Below are 20,768 nucleotides of genomic sequence, written 5' to 3' on the forward strand. Positions count from 1 at the left end.
ATCGTTAGACGCGCACCGCCTGGTACAGCGCCCGGATCAGATCCGACTGGGTGATGATGCCCACCAGGCGGCGCGAGCTGTCGATGATGGGGATGTGGCGGTGGCCGTTCTCGGAAAACACCGGTACCAGATCGATCAGCAAGCGGTCGGCGCTGGCCACCCGCACGGTACGGGTCATGATGCGGCCGACGCTGTGTTCGTCCTGGCGCGCCTTCGGCCGGACCAGGGAGCGCAGGCGCCAGCCGAGGCCCTCGTGCACGTCCAGGTCGATCTGCCGCATGAAATCGGCGACGGTGACGATGCCCAGCAGATAGCCCTGGCGATCCACCACCGGCAGCGCCTTGATGCGCCGGGCGCGCATCAGCGCCCAGGCTTCCTGCAGCGGCATCTCGGCACGGGCCGTCACCGGTTGCTGGCTCATGACGTCGGCGCAGCGCAATTCGCCCATCTTGCGCTGGTAGGCGCGCGCCTCCACCTGTTCGAGCAATTCGGCGAGGTCGTCGCGGCTGATGTCCAGCACCTGGTTGTAGCGCGCCAGCACGGCGTCCAGGTCGGCGCGCTGCAGGCGCGTTTCGCTGCTCGGCTCGGCCGGGCGTGGCACATGGGGCCAGGGGCGCCGGGTCAGGTTGTTGTAGAGCAGACCGGCGCTCACCAGCAGCAGCGAGTCCAGCGCCACCGGACTCCAGGCATAGCTGAAATCCTGGGCACCGATGAGCACCATCAGCAGCGCCGAGGCGCCGCCCGGAGGGTGCAGGCAGCGCAGGGCGAACATGGCGGCGATGGCCAGGGCGACCGCCACCGCGGCGGCCAGATTGGCTTCGGGAATCCACCGCGCGCAGGCGATGCCGATCAGCGCCGCCAGGGTATTGCCACCCACCACCGACCAGGGCTGCGCCAGGGGACTGGAGGGCAGGGCGAACACCAGCACGGCGCTGGCGCCCAGCGGCGCCACCAGGGCCAGTGCCAGGGCGCCGTGCTGATGCACCGGCTGGCCTTCCAGCCACCAGGCCGCCAGCAGCGCCGCGAGCAGGATGCCGAGGCCGGCGCCCAGGCTGGCGCGTAGTCGCTCGCGCCCGTCGATGGGTAGCGGCGCGGGCCAGAAGGCCCGCAGGCCCTGGACCAGGCGCGCGGAAAGGGAGGGCGAGGGGGACGGCGTAAGGGGTTCCTGGGACATGGGAAAGCAGCTGCTAGGCAGAACGAGGGCGCTGATGGTCCTCCCTGTACGCCGCCCTGGCAAGACCGAACCGGTCCCTGTGCCGCCTCTTCCAGGGGTCAGGCAGCGCTCCAGAGCGTCTGCCGCCCCAGGTGGATTTTCTACTGCGAGGGGCCGTCCGCCGTAGTAGGATTATCGGCTGGGTGTCGCCGCAGTCGCGCGGTAGGACAGGTTGAATCGAGCGCAGGTCGGGCCGCCGCGCAGGAGTCCTGCTGCCCATGTCATCCCTGCTATCCCCCACCAAGGCCCTGGCCTTCGTTCAGCGCTTCTGCGCCGCCGAGGCCGCCGGCGGCATCGTATTGATGGTCGCCGCGGCCATCGCCCTCATCGTCGCCAACTCGCCGTTGGCCGAGGGCTACTTCGCCAGCCTGCACTGGTACGTCGGCGGGCTCTCCGTCGGTCACTGGATCAACGACGGCCTGATGGCCCTCTTCTTTCTGCTGGTGGGCCTGGAGATCAAGCGCGAGATGGCGGTCGGCCAACTCGCCAGCTGGGGCGATCGCGCCCTGCCGGGCCTCGCGGCCCTGGGCGGCATGCTGGTGCCGGCGCTGCTCTATGCCCTGGTCAATCGCCACGATCCCCAGACCCTCTCGGGTTGGGCGATTCCCGCCGCCACCGACATCGCCTTCGCCCTCGGCGTGCTGTCGCTGCTGGGGTCGCGGGTGCCGGTGTCGCTCAAGGTTTTCCTTTCGGCGCTGGCCATCCTCGACGACCTCGGCGCGGTGCTGATCATCGCCCTGTTCTATACCAGCGATCTCTCCGCCAGCATGCTGCTGGCCGCGGCAGGGCTGGTGGCGGTGCTGTTCGTGCTCAACCGCCTCAAGGTCACCGCCCTGCTGCCCTATCTGCTGGTCGGGGCGCTGCTGTGGTTCTGCATGCTGCGCTCGGGCATCCATGCGACCCTGGCCGGGGTGATCCTGGCGTTGTTCATTCCCCTGGGCGATAGCGCGGCCGACGACGCCTCGCCGCTGCTCCGGCTGGAATCCGTGCTGCACCCCTGGGTGGCCTTCCTCATCGTGCCCGTGTTCGGTTTCGCCAATGCCGGGGTCTCCCTGGCCGGCATTTCCCTTGGCAATCTGCTGGACCCGGTGCCGCTGGGCGTCGCCTTGGGGCTGTTTCTCGGCAAGCAGGTGGGCATCTCGCTGATGGCGCTGCTGGCTATCCGCAGTGGCCTGGCGCGGCTGCCGGAGGGTGCCAGCTGGCTGCAGCTCTATGGCGTGGCCCTGCTTTGCGGGATTGGCTTTACCATGAGCCTGTTCATTGGTGCCCTGGCCTTTCCGGGTGCGCCCTTCCTGGTCGACGAGGTCAAGATCGGGGTGCTGCTGGGCTCGCTACTGTCAGCCCTGGCCGGCATCGCCGTGCTGCTGGTCGCCGCCCGTCGTCGTTGAGAGGAGTTCGAGATGCCCTATGCGCTGTTCGCGGTGATGTTCGGCGGTGCCCTGGGGAGCGCCTGCCGCTGGTGGGTCGGTCTGCGGCTGAATGCACTGTTCCCGCTGCTGCCGATGGGCACCCTGCTGGTGAACCTGGTCGGCGGCTTCGTCATCGGTCTGGCGCTGGGGCTGTTCGCTCGCTATCCGGGGCTGGACGTGCAATGGAAACTGCTCCTGGTGACCGGCTTCTGCGGCGGCTTCACCACCTTCTCGACCTTTTCCGCCGAGGTGGTGACGCTGCTGCAGAGCGGTCGCCTGGGCTGGGCGGCGCTCACCATCACCGCCCATGTGCTGGGATCGCTGCTGCTGACCCTGGCCGGGTTCGCCCTGGCCGGTCGCCTCGGCTGAGTCGACCGGCCGTTGCGCGTCAGGCGGGGGCCACCGGCGCGGTGGGGGCCTGGCGCCGCGGCTTGAATTTCAATGCCGGCGCCTCGATCAGGTGCCAGGACAGCACCGCAAGGCCCAGGGTCAGGACGTAGCTCACCACCAGGAAACCGGGCAGCGAGAAGCTGTCGGGAAACCAGTGCATGAGCAACTGCTGGACCGGGAAGTTGAACAGGTAGAGGCCGTAGGAATAGTCGCCGAAGCGGCCGAAGCCGTGTAGCACCGGTACCTGTACCTGGGCCAGGTAGATGATCACATAGGCCAGGGACACCAGGTGGATCACCGGCAGCACGTGCCAGACGATGGCTGCCAGCGACAGCAGACAGAGCGCTAGGGCCAGGTCCAGCCGCCAGGGGATGCGCGGCCCGGCCAGTTGCAGCAGGGCACCGGCGAAAAAGAACATGCCCAGGCTGAACACCTTGTGCAGCACGAAGCTGGCGATGCCCATCTGCGGCAGCAGCAGGAAGTTGCCCACCACCAGCACCACCAGGGTGGCCATGACCACCGAGCGGGTCAGCAGCCCCAGCACCCCGATGATCAGCAGCGACAGGTACATGAAGACCTCGTAGGGCAGGGTCCAGTAGCTGCCGTTCACCGTGTCGGGAAAGGGATTGCCGGTGAAGACGCCGGGCAGTTCGAAGCGCGTCATCAAGAGGATGTTCTTGAAGAAGCCCAGGGTCTGGCGATCGCTGAAGTAGGCGCTCGTCTCGCGACTGGTGGCGAGCCAGCCCACCACCAGCACCGAGAAGAGCACCGAAACGATCAAGGCCGGAAAAATCCGCAGGGCGCGCTTGGCGAGAAAATCCAGCGGATTGCGGCTGCGCTGGAAGGACGCCGTGATCAGGAAGCCGCTGATCACGAAGAACACATAGACGGCGATGTTGGCCGCGTCGGTGAAACCGGTGAAGTTGAGGATCGGCTCGGCGCCGATGTGACCCGAGAGCCAGAAGCCGTGGCCGATCACCACGGTGGAGGCCGCGGCGAATCTCAGGAAATCGAAGTTGTTGCGTCCCTGGGGGACGTGGGCGGTGGTCATGTCTGCTCCTCGCAGCCGTGGCCCATGCCGCGGCCGCCGCCCGGGAGCGGACTCCAGGCGGACGGCGACGCACACGGCATCGGCGGGAACGTCCGTCAGCGCGACGGACGCAGGCAAAGGCCGCTGCCGGCTATACCGGCAACGAAAGGGCGACAGCCGACACGATCAGCGAGATCGGCCAGCCGGCGAGGGCAGGGGCTATGGGGGGCTGAGCGGCGCGAAAGCGGGCGTCATGCGCCAGGACTCCGGGAGAGCGGTACCGCGAGAGGCGACGGGGGCGACGAGACGCGCGCAGGCGAACGGGGTCTGGGGCCTCCCGGCCGCCCCTTGCGCTGCACGCGCCTCGTGCATCAGGCGCTGGCCTGCAGCGGCTGGTCGTGCGCTTCTTGCGCTTGTTCCATGGCGAAGGGCTCCTGGGCGAAATAGAGGGCGGCGCTCTGGCGGGCGTGATCGCCGAATTCCTGTGGGTGGCGCATGACGATCCGTTCGAAGGCGCCCGGCTCCAGGCCGTCTTCATAGAAGCCGTTGTGGCACTGCAGGATGCCCGAGGCGCAGACGCTGCGCTCGACGGCGGCGATCAGGCCGCCGGCTCTGAGACTCTTGACGATGTTGTGCGGCAGCCGCTGGCGGCGTCTCAGACTGGCGGCGGTGTCGCTGAGGGTATCGAGGATCTCGGTCTCGGCCGGCGACAGCTTGCGTACGTCCAGCTTGGACTTCTGCACCAGGTAGCGACGGGAGAGCAGGCGGGCCTGGTCGTTGAGCGCCTTGAGCACCGTACCGCTGAGTTCACCACGGGTGAACAGACCGGTTTCCAGAGCGATCAGGTAGGACCAATCGTTGATGAGCGGAATCTTGCTGATGTCACGTTCCATGTGAATGCCTGCGTCCATATAAGTTGGCTAATTGAGGATATGAAGCCTCAATGGTTCCAGATCGCCAGTATAAGGTGACGAGTGGCATAGAATTTGACGGTCCTGACAAGAATTGTCGGTTTTTTGTCGAAGTGGGTCACGCCTTGAGGATGCAACCTCAACGCTGCGCTTGGGGTCACTAGCTGGAGTCCTGGCGCGAGTCGGGTGACCCTCCGTAACCTCAGGTGATGAGATGAGTGACCCTGTAGCCGCTTCGACCCCCGCCGATCTGCAGTGCGACGTCGCCGTGATCGGCGCCGGAACCGCGGGCCTCGCCGCCGAACGCGCCGCCCGACGCCAGGGCGCCAGCACCCTGTTGATCGATGACCGCTGGGCCGGCACTACCTGTGCCTCGGTGGGCTGCATGCCTTCAAAGTTGCTGATCGTCGCCGGCGAGGCCCATCATGCCGTCCAGCGCGCCGGCGTCTTTGGCATCGAGGTGGGCAACGTGGGCGTCGATGGCGCAGCCGTCATGGCGCGGGTACGACGTGAGCGCGATCATTTCGTTGCCGCCACCAAGGAGGGGTTCGAGCAATTGCCCGAGGGTGTTGCCCAGCACGCCACCGCTCGCTTCGTGGCGCCGGATCGACTACAGCTCAGTAATGGTAAGACTGTTAAGGCTCGTAGCGTGATCATCGCCACCGGCTCCTATCCCCTGGTCCCCGAGCCTTTCGATGCGCTCGGCGACCGGGCCCTGACCAACGAGACGCTCTTCGAGCTGGCCGATCTGCCACGTTCCCTAGCGGTGATCGGCACCGGTCCTGTAGGCCTGGAACTGGCCCAAGCCATGGCCCGGCTCGGAGTGGCTGTCACCCTGTTCGGTCAGGATGATGGCCTGGGTGCGCTCAAGGACGCCGAGGTCAAGGCCGAGCTGCGCAAGATCCTGGCGCAGGACCTGACCCTGTACCTGAATGTCGAGGTGGATGCCCGCCGTGAGGGCGCGGGCGTGCGGCTGTCCTGGTCCGGTGCCGCGACCGGCGAAGGCGACTTCGATTATGTGCTGGTGGCCGCCGGCCGTCCGCCGCGACTCAAGGGCCTGGGCCTGGAAACCACCGGCATCGAGCTGGACGACCATGGCACGCCGGTCTACGACCCCAAGACACTGCAGTGCGGGTCCTCGTCGATCTTCATCGCTGGCGATGCCGACCATGACCGGCCGATTCTCCATGAAGCCTCCGACGAGGGCGCCATCGCCGGGCACAATGCCGCCTGCTATCCCGAGGTACGGCCCACACCGAGATCGCCGCTGTTTTCGCTGATCTTCACCGATCCGCCGGTGGCCGTATTGGGCAGTCCGCCCGATGACGACAGCCTGATCGGCACCTCCTCCTACCATGACCAGGGCCGCGCCCGGGTCGAGGCGCGCAACCAGGGCATCGTCCGCTTCTATGCCGAGCCAGGCACCGGCAAGCTCACCGGCGCCGCCATGGTCGGGCCGGGCATGGACCATATCGGCCACCTGCTGGTGCTGGCGCTGATCCATGGCGAGACCGCCAGTTCGCTGCTCGACATGCCCTTCTATCACCCCACCCTCGAAGAGGGCCTCAAGAGCGGCCTGCGCGAGATCTGCCAGGCGGCCCACAGCAGCCTGCGCGGCGATCGCGACCAGGGTTCGCCGTCCGGGGCTTGAGGTGAGGGGTGTTGGGCTTCGACGATAGGGCCGTCTCAACCCAACCTACGGTGCACCCGTAGGTTGGCGCTGAGCGCAGCGAAGCCCAACGGTACGTTCTGCCCCATTCGGCCACACAAAAAAAGCCCCGTCGGGATCACCCGCGGGGCTTTCGCTCGCTCAACCAGCCATCAGGCCTTGAAGCGTCTCACCAGTCCATCCAGCTCGCCCGACAGCTGCGACAGGCGCGAGGAGTCGCGGGTGGTGGATTGGGCCAGGCCTTCCACCTGCTGGGCATCGTCCTGGATCTGGGCGATGTGGCGGTTGATGTCTTCGGCCACCTGGTGCTGCTCCTCGGCTGCCGCGGCGATCTGCAGCGCCTGATCGCGGATCTCGTCCACCGACTGGCGGATGCCTTCGAAACTGCCACGCGCCTCGCTGATGGAGGCCACGCTGGTCTGCGACAGCTCCAGGCTGGTCTCGATCTGGCGGGTGACCTCCTGGGTCTTGCGCGCCAGGTTGCCGAGCAGGCCGTCGATCTCGCCGGTGGAATCGGCGGTGCGCTTGGCCAGGGCGCGGACCTCGTCGGCCACCACCGCGAAGCCACGACCTTGTTCACCGGCACGGGCCGCTTCGATGGCGGCGTTGAGCGCCAGCAGGTTGGTCTGTTCGGCGATGCCGCGGATGGTGTCGAGGATGGTGTTGATGTTGTGACTGTCTTGCTCCAGCACCGCCATGGCCTGGGCCGACTCGGCCAGGCTGCCGCTGAGGCGATTGACGTTGCCGGTGGCCTTCTCGATCTGGCCGTAGCCTTCCTGCACCCGGTGGTGACCGGCGTCGGCGGAGGCCGCGGCGTGGCTGCAGGAACGCGCCACTTCGTTGGAGGTGGCGACCATCTCGTTGAAGGCGGTGGAGACCATTTCCACGGCCTCGCGCTGGCGCCCGGCCACCTCGTTCATGCTGGCGGCGGCCTGGGTGGTGGTCTGCGACGCCTGCTGCAGGTCGGTGGAGGCCTGGCCGATACGCTGCACCAGTTGGCGGATGCTGGCGAGGAACTGGTTGAACCAGCCGGCCAGGGCGGCGGTTTCATCCTTGCCCTGGACGTTGAGGCTCTTGGTCAGATCGCCTTCGCCCTGGGCGATGGATTCGAGACCGGCGGAGACGCCACGGATCGGTCGCACGATCATGCCGGCAAAGGCCGCACCGAGCACGGCGAACAACAGCGCCAGTACGGCGGTGATGCCGGCGATCTGCCAGGTCAGGGCGGTGGCCTTGCCCATCACCTCGTTACGCTCGATCAGGCCGATGAATTTCCAGCCGAGGTCCTTGGCCTGATAGACGTTGACCATGTAGTCGGTGCCATTGAGGGTGACCTCGCCCAGGCCGCTCTGGATGCCGCTGAGGGTCTGGTAGGCGTCGCCCAGCTCCTTGAGCTGCTTGAAGTTGTGCTTGGGATCGCGCGGGTCGACCAGCACGTTGCCATTCTCTTCCACCAGCATCAGGTAGCCGCTCTGGCCCAGGGTGATGCTCTTGACCAGATCGGTGAGCTGCTTGAGCGAGATATCCAGGCCCACCACACCGCGGACCTTGCCGCTGGCGTCTTCCATGGTCCGGACGATGCCCATCAGCGAGACGTCGTCGGTCGCCCAGTAGTAGGCCGGGGTACGCACCACCTTGCCCGGATTGTTCATGGCCGCCTGGTACCAAGGGCGCACGCGCGGGTCGTAGTTGGCCAGCTTGGCGTCGTCCGGCCAACTGGCGTAGCTGCCATCGGTCAGGCCGATCGACAGATAGGCCGTGGTGGGGTGGGTCTTGGCGAAGCGGGTGAAATAGCTCACCGCCTGCTGGCCGGCTTCGGTCTGCGGCTGCTGGGCGGCATCCGCGCCCTGGTAGTTCTTCAGGCCATCCAGGGCCAGGATGCTCGGCTCCTTGGCCAGGTAGTCGACGTTCTGCTGGATGCCGGCAAAGAACTGCTGGATGTTGCGATCGATCTGACGGATTTCGCGCCCGCTACCGTCGAGGAAGTCCCCGGTGGCCTGGCTGCGCACGTTCATGATGACCACGCCCGCCACCAGGATCACCGGGAGGCAGGCGGTTACCGCGAAAAGCGAGGTGAGTTTTTGTTTGATGTTCATCGAAAGCCCCGGTCGCGCCCTGGCGCGAAGAGTGACGGCAGCATGCCTTCACTCTGCATCGGCCTGGATAATTCCGACTTGATACGGCAAGAAAAATTATTCCATTTGGTCCGCAGTAAGCCGGAAAATCGTCGATCGGTCAGCTAACGACCCGCTATAACTCTTTCTTCAGATGGCGTTCGATTTCTTCCAACGACTTGCCCCGGGTCTCCGGCAAGCAGAAATAGACGAACAGAAGTGACCCCACATTGATGGCGGCGAAAACATAGAAGGTGTAGTTGCCGATGGCTTCCAGAGCCACCGGAAAGCTGAAGGCCACGGTGGCGTTGCACAGCCACTGCACGGCCACCGCCACCCCGGTCAGCAGACCACGGACCTGGTTGGGAAACAGCTCGGACATCAGCAGCCAGTACACCGGCGCGATGCACATCTGCATGAACAGCAGGAACACCAGGATGCAGGCCAGCGCCAGGTAGCTCTGGGTGAGGTTCTGCGGCAGCCACAGCAGCACGCTGCCCAGCGCCAGTTGCGCCAGCACCACGATCACCAGGCCGACCAGCAGCAGGGTGCGGCGCCCGGCGCGGCCGATGGCCCAGATACCCAGCAGGGTGGCGATCACCGAGACCACGCCGTTGCCGATGGTGGCGGTCAGGGCCGCGCTGGTGCCCATGCCGGTGCTCTTGAGGATGATCGGGGTGTAGTACATGAAGGCGTTGACCCCGGTGAACTGGGCGACGAAGCCCAGGCCGATGCCCAGCAGCAGCAACTTGACCACCCAGCCCTGGCTGAGCAGCTCGCGCAAGGGCGGCCGATGCTTGGCCTGCTCCTCACTCTCGCGCATCTCCTTGACCTCCCGCTTCACCTCCTCGGGGGTGTCACGCAGGCGTTCCAGCACGGCTTCGGCTTCTTCGATCCGGCCCTTGGCCGCCAGCCAGCGCGGCGAGGTGGGCAGCAGAAAGGTGCCGGCGAACAGCAGGATGCCCGGCACCATGGCGATGGCCAGCATGTAGCGCCAGATGCCGTTGTCGTGCACCAGCCAGGCGAGCAGCGCGCTGAGCACATAGGCCAGCAGCTGGCCGCTGACGATCATCAGCTCGTTGCGGCTCACCAGCCGGCCACGCCGCTTGGGCCCGGCGATCTCGGCGATGAACACCGGCACCGTGGCCGAACCGCCGCCCACCGCCAGGCCGAGCACGAAGCGCGCGACCACCATCAGCTCCACCGAGGGCGCCACCGCGGTACCCAGGGCACCGACGACGAAGAGGATCGACAGCAGGCGCAGGGTGGTGCGCCGGCCATAGCGGTCGGCGAGATAGCCCGCCGCCAGGGAGCCGAAGGCCGCGCCGACGATCAAGGCGGCGGTGACCAGGCCCTCGGTGTAGGCGTTGAGCCCCAGGCCACCCTGGTCGGCGGGCAGGGTCATGAAGGGCAGGGCGCCGGCGATGATGCCGGTGTCGTAACCGAAGGCCAGGGCGCCCATGGTGGCGACCAGGACGGTGATGAAGATCAGTCGCCGGGCGGAGGCCTTCTGATCAGGGTCAGCGGCGGGAGCGGTGGAGCGGGAGGAAGACATAGGGAGCGCGGGTATCCTGAAAACCTGAGGGGTAGGCGAGGTCGCACCGCCCCTCGCGCCGCTGGCGACGGAGGGCGGTCGGTCCGACCTGGCTGGATAGGACAGGCGTCAGCCCCAGGATTTCCCGCCCAGGGCGCAAACCCTGGTCAGGGGTGCTCGCGACGGTCCTGCAACAGGCCCTGGATGCGCTCGCTGAGCACCTCGATGGCGAAGGGCTTCTGCAGCAGCTGCATGCCCTGGCCGAGGAAGCGCTGCACGTCCATGGCCTCTTCGGCGTAGCCGGTCACCAGCAGCACGGCGATGCCGGGGCGCTGGCGACGGATCTCTTCCACCAGCTCGCGGCCGTTCAGCCCCGGCAGGCCCACGTCGGAGACCACCAGGTCCAGTTGCGGCTCGCGCTCCAGCAGCGCCAGGGCGGTGGGCGCATCCTCGGCTTGGAGGGCGGTATAGCCCAGGTCCTTGAGCACCTCGACGATCAGCAGGCGCACTCCGGGTTCGTCTTCCACCACCAGCACCCGCTCGCCGCGACCCGGTTGCAGCGCCACTTCCTCCGGCACGGCTTCGCTGGCGACACCCTGATGGCGCGGGAACAGCAGGCTGACCCGGGTGCCGCGGCCTTCCTCGCTGTGGAGGTCGATGTAGCCACCGCTCTGCTTGATGAAGCCATAGACCATCGACAGGCCCAGCCCCGTGCCCTTGCCCTGCGGCTTGGTGGTGAAGAAGGGCTCGAAGACCCGTTCCAGCACGGCGGCTGGGATGCCGCTGCCGGTATCCTCTACCGCCAGCTCGACATAGTCGCCGCTCAAGCGCTCGGGCAGCATCAGCAACCGGGGATCACGCAGGTTGCGCGTGGTGATCACCAGCTGGCCGCCCTGGGGCATGGCGTCCCGGGCATTGATGCAGAGATTGAGCAGGGCGTTTTCCAGCTGGTTGGCATCGCTGCAGGTGGACCAGGTGGCCGCATCGAGCTGCAGCTGCAGCCGGATGTTCTCGTTGAGGGTACGCTGGATCAGGGTCTCCATGCCGGTGACCAGCCGATTCACGTCCACCGGCTGCAGATCCAGGGCCTGGCGCCGACCAAAGCTGAGCAGGCGCTGGGTGAGGGCGGCGGCCCGCTGCGCCGAGGCGATGGCGATGCCGATGTAGCGCTCGGCGCGGGGCTGTTCGCCGTTCAAATGGCGCTGCAGCAATTCCAGCGAGCCGGTGATCGCCGTGAGCAGGTTGTTGAAGTCATGGGCGATGCCGCCGGTGAGCTGGCCGATGGCTTCCATCTTCTGGCTCTGGCGCAGGGCGTCCCGCGCCTGTTCCAGCTCCAGCGCCCGTTCGCGCTCGACGGTGACGTCACGGGCCACGCAATAGAGCAGGCCGCCCTCGGGCACGGCGGTCCAGGACAGGGTGCGGTAGCTGTCGCTGCGGGTGCGAAAGCGATTCTCGAAATTGAAGCTGGCGGCGCCGGCCGCCAGTTGGGCGATCTCCTGGCGGGTGCGCTGGCGATCCTCGGGATGCTCCAGCCATTCCGAGGTCTTGCCGATGATCTCGTCCACCGCCCAGCCCAGGGTACGGGTCCAGGCCGGGTTGATGCTGACCCAGATGCCACGGCTGTCGGCGATACCGATGAGGTCGTGGCTGTAGGCCCAGAGCTGGTCACGCTCGCGAGTGCGTTCGCGGACGCGGATTTCCAGCACCTCGTTGGCCTGGCGCAGGGCATCGGCGGTCTCGCGTCTGAGTCGCGCCAGGCGCATGGCGCCTTCCACCCGGGCGATCAGCTCGCGGGCGCTGAAGGGTTTGACCAGGTAGTCGTCGGCGCCGGCGGCGATGCCTTCGATGGAGGCCTCTTCGCCGGCCCGTGCCGACAGCAGGATGATGGGCACCTGGCCGGTGCCCTCGTCGCTGCGCAGGGCACGCAGGACGCCGAAGCCGTCCAGCACCGGCATCATGACGTCGGACAGCACCAGCGCCGGCAGTTGCCGCTGCACCGCCTCGACCGCGGCGCGGCCATCGGCCACGGCTTCCACCTGGTAGCCGGACTCCTTGAGCAACCGTTCGACATAGCCGCGCATGTCGGCGTTGTCGTCGGCCAGGACGATGCGCTCGCCGCGCCCCTGGCCACCCCCGACCTGTTCGTCGCGCGTCACGGGGGCGCTGGGGAGCGGCTCGTCCGGCAGCCAGCGCAGGGCCTCGGCGACAAAGGTGTCGGCGCGGGTGGCGGTGGACACCTGGGTGGCGCTGACCCGGTTGGCCTCGGGCAGATGGGCGTGGCCGAACGGCAGCCACACCTCGAAGGTGGTGCCCACGCCGATCTGGCTGGTGACCCGCACCTCGCCGCCATGCAGCTCGGTGAGATCCTTGACCAGCGCCAGGCCGATGCCGGTGCCCTCGTGGGTCCGGCCGATCTGGCCCTCGATGCGGTGGAAGCGGTCGAACACCCTGCCCAGTTCGCTCTGCGGGATGCCGACGCCGCTGTCGGCGACAGCCAGCACGGCACAGCCATCCTGGCGCCGCAGGCTGACCCGCACCTCGCCCGCCAGGGTGTACTTGAAGGCGTTGGAGACCAGATTCAGGACGATCTTTTCCCAGAGATCGCGATCCACCCAGACCGGTTCATCGAGGGGGCCGCAGTCGATGCCGAAGGCCAGGCCGGCGCGGGCCATGGCCGAGCGAAAGCTGCTAGCGAGTTCCGCGGTATAGAGCGCCAGGTCCAGGGGCGCGAAGCTCGCGCGCATCCGGCCGGCTTCCATGCGCGAGAAGTCCAGTAGCGAATTCACCAGGCGTAGCAGGCGCTGGCCGTTGCGCTGGATGAGTTCCAGCTCCTGGCGACCGACCCGGGGTTCGCCCGCGGTGCGATCCGGGCGTGCCAGCATGTCTTCCAGGGGGCCGAGCATCAGCGTCAGCGGCGTACGGAATTCGTGGCTGGCGTTGGAAAAGAACGCCGTCTTGGCCCGGTCCAGTTCGGCCAGCTGCTCGGCGCGGCGGCGTTCTTCCTCGTAGCGCTGGGCATTGGCGATGGCGGTACCCAGGTGCCCGGCGGCGCGGACGAAGAGATTCCGGTAGTCGGCATCCACCCGCCGTCGTGGACTGATGCCCGCGACCAGATAGCCATGGGGCTCCTCGCCCGGCGGGCCGGGGATGGGCACCACCAGGGCCTCTTCCAGCGGCTCCGGCCAGGGCGTGCCGATCAGGCGGCCCCCCAGGCGCTCGGCCAGCCCGCCGATCAGCGCCGGCGCCTGGCGGGCCGCGGCAAAGGACCAGGGCAGGGCGTCGCTGTCCGCCGTGATCTCCAGCGGCGCGAGGGGATCGTCTGCGGCCAGCCCGGCCAGGGCCACGCGCCTCAGGGCGCCGGTGGCGGCGTCACGCAGATAGGCCAGGCAGAAGGGCGCTTCCTCCGGCACCTCATGCAGGCAGCGCACCCCTTCGCGACAGGCGTCCACCGCCGCGCGGGTTGCCGAGGTGGCTTCGGAGACGTTGCGCAGCAATCGCTCGCGCCGTTCCGTCAGCACCCGGTAGGTGGTCTCGGTCACCGCGGTGAAGATGCCCTCCACCGCGCCGGTCTCGCCGCGCACCGGGCTGTAGCTGTAGTAGAAGTAGCACTCCTCCACGTAGCCGAATCTGTTCAGCGGCAGCAACTGGTCTTCCGACCAGGTGGCCTCGCCGGTGGCCATCACGTGATCGAACATCGGTCCGATGATGTCCCAGATCTCCGCCCAGACCTCCCAGCCGGCGCGCCCCAGCGCCCAGGGATGCTTGCGCCCCGGCACCGGACTCCAGGCGTCGTTGTAGATCAGGGCGCGGGTCTCGCCCCAGTAGAGCACGATGGGGAAGCGCGAGCCGAGGCAGATGCTGACCGCCGAACGCAGGGCGGTCGACCAGGTCTCCAGGGGGCCGAAGGGCGTCTGGGACCAGTCCTTCTGGCGCATCAGCGCGGCCATTTCACCGGGGACGTCGAGAAAGGCCAGCGGTGAGGGAAGGTTGGACAAGAGAGCTCCTGCGGGGCGAGGAAAGAGGGCCTGGGACGTACCGCCGTCGGCAGCGACAGCGACAGGCAGGAGGGGCCGCCGCAACGGGCAGCGAGCGGCCTTGCCGTGAGCGATGACGCCGCGACGCGGACCCGATCTAAGCGTGTTGATTGCTCAGACTATTACAAGCGGACCGGCTTGGCGAATGACGCAGGCGGCAAAGCGCCTGCCCATACCGGGGCGACGCCGGTCGAAGGGCGCGTCAGCGGCCCAGGCGTTCCACCAGGAAATCCACGAATACCCGCACCCGCGCCGGCATGGTCGAGCCGCCGACGAACACCGCATGGATCGGCTCCAGATCGCCCGGATTCCAGGCCTCCAGCAGCGGCACCAGAGCGCCGCTGCGCAGGTCGTCGGCCACGCTGAATTCCCCGATGCGGGCGATACCGGCGCCTTCCCGGGCCAGCAGCGCCAGGGCCTCGCCGCTGTTGCACTCGATGTTGCCGCTGATCTTCAGGGCGAAGGCCTGGCCGTCGCGGACGAAGGGCCAGTCGGGCAGGGCGCGGCGAAAGTTGAATCTCAGGCAGTTGTGTTCGAGCAGGTCCTCCGGCACCTGAGGCGTGCCGTGGCGGGCGAGGTAGGCGGGCGAGGCCACCACCACCTGCCCGGTGACGCCAATGGGGCGGGCACTCAGGGGGCTGTCGGCCAGTTGGCCGAAGCGGATCGCCACGTCGGCCTGGCCGGCGAGGATGTCCACCACCTCGTCGCCCAGCGCCAGGTCCACCACGATCTCCGGATAGCGGGCGCTGAAGGCCGCCACCAGCGGCACCAGGGTCAGGCGGCCATGACCGAGGGCGGCGCTGACCCTCAGTCGCCCTCTGGGCACGCCTTGGTCGGCGATGGCGTCTTCCACCTCGGCCAGGTCCGCCAGGATGCGTCGTGCCGCGCGCAGATAGGCCTCGCCCTCGGCGGTGAGGGTGATGGCCCGAGTGGTGCGCAGCAGCAGTCGGGTGCCGAGGCGCTGCTCGGTGCGGGCGATGGAGCGACTCACCGCCGAAGGCGTCAGGCGCAGGGCTCTGGCCGCTGCCGAGAGGCTGCCGGCCTCCACCACCTGGGCGAACACCGCCATCTCTCCCGAGCGACCAGTCAGATCCACTTGTGACTCCAGAGCAAAGGTGCATGCCAAAACCGCCGTCTACCGGCGTTCGAGCGAGGAGCTTAGCATTCACCGCATAGATAAGGAGCCTTTCCCATGCGTATCAATCCGCCCCTGCTGTCCCTGGCCACCGGCGCCTTCGGCATCGGCGTCACCGAATTCGCGCCCATGGGCATGTTGCCCGGCATCGCCGCCGATCTTGGCGTCTCCATCCCGGCGGCGGGCCTGCTGATCAGCGCCTATGCCTTGGGCGTGCTGATCGGCGCGCCGCTGATGACCCTGACCACCGGCCGCATTCCGCGCCGCCAGCTGCTGATCGGCCTGATGGCCATCTTCACCCTGGGCAACCTGATGTCGGCGCTGGCCACCGACTACACCAGCCTGCTGATCGCCCGGGTGGTGACCTCCCTCAACCATGGCGCCTTCTTTGGCGTCGGTGCCCTGGTGGCGGCCAGCGTGGTCGCCCCGGACCGGCGCGCCGGGGCGGTCGCCGCCATGTTCATGGGCCTGACCCTGGCCACCATCGGCGGCGTGCCCCTGGCCACCTGGTTCGGCGAATTGCTCGGCTGGCGCCAGGCCTTCTGGGGCATCGCCGGTCTCGGCCTGCTGACCATGGCCGCGCTCTGGTTCGCCCTGCCCAACGTGGCCCTGCCACCGAGCGACGGCGTGCTGGCCGAGATCCGCGTGCTGGGTCGCCCGCCGGTGCTGGCCGCCCTCGGGCTGACCGTGGTCGGCTCGGGCGCCATGTTCACCGTCTTCACCTATATCGCGCCCATCCTCGCCCGCGAAACCCATGGCTCCACGGCCTTCATCACCGCCATGCTGGTGCTGTTCGGCGTCGGCCTGACCCTGGGCAATCTCTGGGGCGGCAAGGCCGCGGACAAATCCATCGACCGTACTCTGATCGCCTCGCTGGGCGTGCTCATCGTGGTGCTGCTGGCCTTCAGCGTGCTGATGCGCTGGCCGCTGGCGGCTGCCGTAGCCATCCTCGTCTGGGGTATCGCCAGCTTCGCCCTGGTGCCGCCGCTGCAGATGCGCGTGATGGAAGCCGCCGAGGACGCCCCCAACTTGGCGTCGGCGGTCAACATCGGTGCCTTCAACCTGGGCAATGCCCTCGGCGCGGCCCTGGGCGGCGCGGTGATCGATGCCGGTCTCGGCTATCCGGCGATCTCCCTGGCCGGCGCCGGCATGGCCGCCCTGGGTCTGGCGATGGCCCTGGTCCTGGCCTGGCGCGGTCGGGCGACCGGTGCGGCCGTGGCCGGGTAGCTACGAGCAGACGGCGCTATTCGGCGAAGGGCAGGGGCGCGTCGCCGCCCCGATCCACCGCGAAGGCGTTGAGGGTCATGGCCACCAGGCTGTAGTAGCCATAGACGCCGATCAGCTCCACCATCCCCGCTTCACCGAACAGCGCCACGCCCTGCTGATAGAGCTCCTCGGGAACCCGCCGGGTGTCGTAGAGCGCGACGCCAATGGCATGCACGCAGGCCTCCTCGGCGGTATCGAAGGCCGGCACGTTGCCCTGCCGGAGCGCCTCGATCACCTGATCCGGCAACCCCGCCTGGCGGGCGATGGGCTCATGGATCTGCCACTCCGCCTGGGAACGCCACCAGGCCGCGGTAGTGAGGATCGCCAGCTCCGTGAGGCGCAATTTCAGCCGGGTGCCATAGCGGCAGAAGGCCCCCAGCCGCTGGGCGTGATCGGCCAGCGCCGGGCTGTGCACCCAGGCCAGGAAGGGACCGTCGAGATTGCCCCGCGGGCCGCTGAGGATCTCGTCCAGCACCCGCTGCTGCTCGGGCGTCGTGTTCTGCTCGGACAGGGGCGTCAGCCGCGACGAGATGGGCATGGTGGTGATCCTCAAAAGATGGCGAACAGCTCAGTTGGTTCATCCAATACCACCTCAGGCCCCCGGGGCAAGGTCGCGGTGCTGCACTCGCGCAGCCTCGCCAAGCGTCGCATTCAGACTGGCATCACCCCCACCGCTCTGGTCACAATCGGCGCTGACCTTTTCCAGGGAGTCTTGGCGATGGACCGGACCTGCACCACCTTCTACCTCGAAATGACGGCCTCGACCGAGTTGCGCGAGAAGCCACAGCGGCCCGATCTGCAGATCGTCGAGTGCGAGGTGCCGCAACCCGAACTCAACCGCTTTCTCTATGCCCTGGTCGGCCAGGCCTGGGACTGGAGCGATCTCGACAGCTGGAGCGACGCCCAGTGGCGCGAACTGGTGGAGCAGGAAGGCCACCGTACCTGGGTCGCCTATCACCGGGGCGCCATCGCCGGTTACTACGAGCTGTACCGCCCCGATGGCCGCAACGCCGAGATCCGCTACTTCGGCCTGGCCGGCGCCTTCATGGGCCTGGGTTTCGGTGGGCCGCTGCTCAGCCATGCCCTGCGTTCCGCCTGGGATTGGCCTGGCACCGAGCGCGTCTGGGTGCATACCTGCACCCTGGATCACCCGGCCGCCCTGGCCAACTACCAGGCGCGTGGGCTGCGGCTCTACTACCAGGAAGACACCCTGCTCTGAAACACCGGCATAGCCGCTTACACCAGGCCGCGGTCTTTGCCTACTCTCCGGCTAGGGCGCTTCCGCCGTCGCGGGCGTCACCGCCGAACCGGCCAGCAGGCCGCCGTCCAGATTCAGCTCGCTGCCGGTCATGTAGCCGGCCTCGTCGGAGGCCAGCAGCAACGCCACGGCAGCCACTTCCTCGGGCCGGCCAAAGCGCCGCAGCGGCGTATCCCGCACCAGCGCCGCCATGCGGGCCGCGCGGTCCGGTCCAGCGCCGAGCATGGGCTCCCACATCGGCGTGAGGATGGCGGCGGGGTGGATAGAGTTGCAGCGGATCGCGAGGCCTTGCTCCGCGCAATAGAGGGCCACCGTCTTGCTGTGGTTGCGCACGGCGGCCTTGGACGAGGCATAGGCCGCCGCGCCGGGGATGCCCACCAGCCCGGACCGCGACGAGATATTGATGATGGACCCGGCGCCTGCCTGCCGCATGGCACGGATGCCGTATTTGCAGCCGAGAAAGACGCCATCGAGATTGGTGCGATGCACCGCGTGCCAGTCTTCGAGACTGGCGTGCTCCGGATCATGAGCCACCAGGCCCTGCTCGAAGCCAGTGATCCCGGCGTTGTTCACCAGCACGTCCAGCCGACCACGCTCTGCGAGGATCTGCCGCGTCACCCGCTGCCAATCGTTTTCCAGGCGCACATCCAGATGCAGGTAGCGGGCACCGTCTCCCAACTCGGCGGCGACGGCGCGGCCGAGGTCAGCGTTCAGGTCGCTGACATAGACGAAGGCACCCTCCGCCACGAAGGTCCGGGCGATGGCGGCGCCTATGCCCTGGGCCGCGCCGGTGACCAGGGCGGTCTTGCCGCTGAGTTTGGCTGCCATACGAGCACGCCCTCCAGATCGTGACTAGCCTCCGAGGGTAGCCCGGGAGGTCGGGTCAGGGGGGCCAGCATCACGCCCGGGCGCTGACCCCGCCGGTGCTGTCGCCGGCCTTCTTCAGGGCTTCGGTATAGGCGGCATAGGCGTTCATCAGCGCCGCGCTGGCGGCGGCCACATTGGCCTGGGCGGCTTCGCGCGCGGCCTGGCTAGCCTCGTCAGCCTTACCCTCGCCCTTGCTCTGGGCCTCCACCGCGCGCAACTGCTTTTGCGCCAGCTCCAGTTGCCGCTTGGCCATGTCGATGGCCTTTTGCAGAGTATCCAGAGTCTTGTTGCCGGTGCTGCTCTTCTCGCCGTCAGAGGTGGCGTCGGCTTCGGCCTGGTCCTTGATCTGGTTCAGCGAATTGGGCTTGCCGATCCCCTTGGTCTTGCTGGCTTGCGTGGCCTTGGCCGCTTCATCTTCGGCAGTGGACTTGGCCGGTGCGCCACTCAGCGTGAGCGTGGCCGGGCGCAAGATGCCATGGCCGATGCCATTCACCGACAGCGTGCTGGACATCGCGGACTCCTTGAAAGGTACATCCCAAGGATAACGGCCGCGTGAGGCAAAGGTTGAGAGCGGGCGGGGCAGAGGGAGCCCGCATACGCTGCCAGCGCGCACGGTGCCCGGCCCCGCTGATCTCAGGTTACTGGGTGATAACGGCGTGGTTGGAGAAGCCGCTCTGGGTGATGTTGATGGCATTGCCCGCCGTGTTCTGGGTCAGATTGGCGGTGTGCTGGTAGCCACTCTGGTTGGCGGTGATGCTGGAGGCGTTGCCCTGCACGAAGGCCGTCACCCCGAGGTCGTTGCCTTGCTGATCGACCTTCAGCTGGCCGTCGTTACCGAGGTAATAGGCGGTGATGCCATTGCCGTCGCCATTGGACACCAGATCCAGCTGGTTGCCCTCGCCCGAGACGGTGGCGGAGGCGCCATTGCCGTTACCGCTCTGCGCCAGGGTCAGCTGGCTGCCGACGCCATAGACATTCACGTCCGCACGGTTGAGGTCACCGCGCTGGGCGATGTCGACGGTGCTGGGCCGCGAATAACCGCTGGAATGCCGGACCCGGGCATCGTTGCCGTTGCCCTGTTGCACCACCTTGGTATCCACCCGCTCACCGCCTTGCTTGAGGCCGATGTAGTTGTCGTTGCCGCGCTGCTCGATGATCGTCGTGGAGTCTTCGCCGTTCTGGCTGACCCAGGCCGCGTTGCGCAGGCCGAAGCTGGTCACCTGCAGGTCCTGGCGGTCACCGTGCTGAGCCAGGTCCAGCTTCCCGTCGAGTCCATCCTGGCGCACTGTCAGGGTGTTCTGGCCCGCAGCATAGCTGTCCTGCTCGATATCGATCCGGTGATTGCCGCCGTCCTGATGGACATAGGTGTCCTGCCGCAAGCCGCTCTGCCGCACCACCGTCTCGTTGCCGCTGCCCGGCCCCTGATCGACCTGCACCCGGTCATAGCCGCCATCGCGCTGCTCGATATCCACCAGACGCCGCGAGCCCCAGGCCTGGTTGACCTCGACAGCGCTCTTGCCATTGGTCTGCAGCACCCGCACGCGGTCATCGGCATCGTTCTGCTGGGTGACCTGGGCATTGAGAAAACTGCCGCTCTGCTGGATATCCGCCTGGTTGCGCGCCGACAGCTCGCTGCCCTGGTTCAGGTTCACCACGTTGAAGCCGCCGTTTTGCTGGACGTTGGCCGTATGGGATTCGGCCAAGGCAGCGCCGGTGTTGGCTAGCAGCAACGCGACCATGAGGGAGCGGGAGGTTGGCATGGGGACGGTCCTTGTAGAAACAGTAGGTGCAGCGATCGGCAAAGGTAATTAACGGAATTTAGCTATGAGAGATAGTTTTGCAATCGGTTGAAAGACTGATTTCTGTCGATGTTTCCGAAATTACAGTTCCGTAAGAGGTTCGATTTTGTGTCTATGGTGTGTGTGGCTTTGAAAGCGA

General features: G+C 67.4%; 16 protein-coding genes and 1 pseudogene. 5 read left to right on the plus strand and 12 right to left on the minus strand.

Annotated elements, in window-relative coordinates:
• Nucleotides 1-4: 4 nt before the first annotated feature.
• Complete coding sequence (locus tag C722_RS0100610; protein WP_017638663.1) at nt 5-1,174, minus strand: HPP family protein; 1,170 nt, start codon at nt 1,172-1,174, stop codon at nt 5-7.
• 257 nt (nt 1,175-1,431) lie between these two features.
• Here C722_RS0100610 and nhaA point away from each other — a divergent pair, with 257 nt between their 5' ends.
• Complete coding sequence (gene nhaA / locus C722_RS0100615) at nt 1,432-2,601, plus strand: Na+/H+ antiporter NhaA (RefSeq protein ID WP_017638664.1); 1,170 nt, start codon at nt 1,432-1,434, stop codon at nt 2,599-2,601.
• Nucleotides 2,602-2,613: 12 nt separating this feature from the next.
• Complete coding sequence (gene crcB / locus C722_RS0100620; protein WP_017638665.1) at nt 2,614-2,991, plus strand: fluoride efflux transporter CrcB; 378 nt, start codon at nt 2,614-2,616, stop codon at nt 2,989-2,991.
• 19 nt (nt 2,992-3,010) lie between these two features.
• On the opposite strand, the gene C722_RS0100625 is transcribed toward crcB, so the two are convergent.
• The gene (locus C722_RS0100625; protein ID WP_017638666.1) at nt 3,011-4,063 is read right to left on the minus strand and encodes an acyltransferase; all 1,053 of its coding nucleotides are present in this window, start codon (nt 4,061-4,063) and stop codon (nt 3,011-3,013) included.
• Nucleotides 4,064-4,413: 350 nt separating this feature from the next.
• Nucleotides 4,414-4,935, minus strand: coding sequence for a hypothetical protein (locus tag C722_RS0100630; RefSeq protein WP_017638667.1), 522 nt, complete (start codon nt 4,933-4,935; stop codon nt 4,414-4,416).
• 232 nt (nt 4,936-5,167) lie between these two features.
• On the opposite strand from C722_RS0100630, the gene C722_RS0100635 reads away from it, so the two are divergent.
• The gene (locus C722_RS0100635) at nt 5,168-6,604 is read left to right on the plus strand and encodes a dihydrolipoyl dehydrogenase (RefSeq protein ID WP_017638668.1); all 1,437 of its coding nucleotides are present in this window, start codon (nt 5,168-5,170) and stop codon (nt 6,602-6,604) included.
• 170 nt (nt 6,605-6,774) lie between these two features.
• On the opposite strand, the gene C722_RS26865 is transcribed toward C722_RS0100635, so the two are convergent.
• The 5 genes and pseudogenes from C722_RS26865 to C722_RS0100655 all read right to left on the minus strand — a co-directional run bounded on the left by C722_RS26865 (nt 6,775) and on the right by C722_RS0100655 (nt 15,400).
• Nucleotides 6,775-7,542 (minus strand): methyl-accepting chemotaxis protein, encoded by a 768-nt coding sequence (locus C722_RS26865; protein ID WP_371099765.1) that lies wholly within the window; start codon nt 7,540-7,542, stop codon nt 6,775-6,777.
• An 87-nt stretch (nt 7,543-7,629) separates the two neighbouring features.
• A pseudogene (locus C722_RS26870) lies at nt 7,630-8,718 on the minus strand (cache domain-containing protein); the annotation flags it as partial.
• A 154-nt stretch (nt 8,719-8,872) separates the two neighbouring features.
• The gene (locus C722_RS0100645) at nt 8,873-10,291 is read right to left on the minus strand and encodes a sugar porter family MFS transporter (protein WP_017638670.1); all 1,419 of its coding nucleotides are present in this window, start codon (nt 10,289-10,291) and stop codon (nt 8,873-8,875) included.
• Nucleotides 10,292-10,437: 146 nt separating this feature from the next.
• Nucleotides 10,438-14,265 (minus strand): ATP-binding protein, encoded by a 3,828-nt coding sequence (locus tag C722_RS0100650; RefSeq protein WP_017638671.1) that lies wholly within the window; start codon nt 14,263-14,265, stop codon nt 10,438-10,440.
• A 241-nt stretch (nt 14,266-14,506) separates the two neighbouring features.
• Nucleotides 14,507-15,400, minus strand: coding sequence for a LysR family transcriptional regulator (locus C722_RS0100655; RefSeq protein WP_081594552.1), 894 nt, complete (start codon nt 15,398-15,400; stop codon nt 14,507-14,509).
• A 96-nt stretch (nt 15,401-15,496) separates the two neighbouring features.
• On the opposite strand from C722_RS0100655, the gene C722_RS0100660 reads away from it, so the two are divergent.
• On the plus strand, nt 15,497-16,666 hold the full coding sequence (locus C722_RS0100660; protein ID WP_017638673.1) for an MFS transporter: 1,170 nt from the start codon (nt 15,497-15,499) through the stop codon (nt 16,664-16,666).
• A gap of 16 nt (nt 16,667-16,682) precedes the next feature.
• On the opposite strand, the gene C722_RS0100665 is transcribed toward C722_RS0100660, so the two are convergent.
• A complete protein-coding gene (locus C722_RS0100665) occupies nt 16,683-17,243 on the minus strand; it encodes a carboxymuconolactone decarboxylase family protein (RefSeq protein ID WP_017638674.1) in 561 nt (186 codons plus the stop codon).
• 180 nt (nt 17,244-17,423) lie between these two features.
• Between C722_RS0100665 and C722_RS0100670 the strand changes: the two genes are divergently transcribed.
• Nucleotides 17,424-17,924: a GNAT family N-acetyltransferase gene (locus C722_RS0100670; protein ID WP_017638675.1), complete on the plus strand. Its 501-nt coding sequence runs from the start codon at nt 17,424-17,426 to the stop codon at nt 17,922-17,924.
• Between the two features lie 51 nt (nt 17,925-17,975).
• On the opposite strand, the gene C722_RS0100675 is transcribed toward C722_RS0100670, so the two are convergent.
• The 3 genes from C722_RS0100675 to C722_RS0100685 all read right to left on the minus strand — a co-directional run bounded on the left by C722_RS0100675 (nt 17,976) and on the right by C722_RS0100685 (nt 20,590).
• The gene (locus C722_RS0100675; RefSeq protein WP_017638676.1) at nt 17,976-18,791 is read right to left on the minus strand and encodes an SDR family oxidoreductase; all 816 of its coding nucleotides are present in this window, start codon (nt 18,789-18,791) and stop codon (nt 17,976-17,978) included.
• Nucleotides 18,792-18,861: 70 nt separating this feature from the next.
• A complete protein-coding gene (locus C722_RS0100680; protein WP_017638677.1) occupies nt 18,862-19,341 on the minus strand; it encodes a hypothetical protein in 480 nt (159 codons plus the stop codon).
• Nucleotides 19,342-19,468: 127 nt separating this feature from the next.
• Nucleotides 19,469-20,590, minus strand: coding sequence for a hypothetical protein (locus tag C722_RS0100685; RefSeq protein WP_017638678.1), 1,122 nt, complete (start codon nt 20,588-20,590; stop codon nt 19,469-19,471).
• Nucleotides 20,591-20,768 lie beyond the last annotated feature (178 nt).

This window comes from Pseudomonas sp. 313 (genome assembly GCF_000316965.1).
Lineage (GTDB): Bacteria > Pseudomonadota > Gammaproteobacteria > Pseudomonadales > Pseudomonadaceae > Chryseomonas > Chryseomonas benzopyrenica.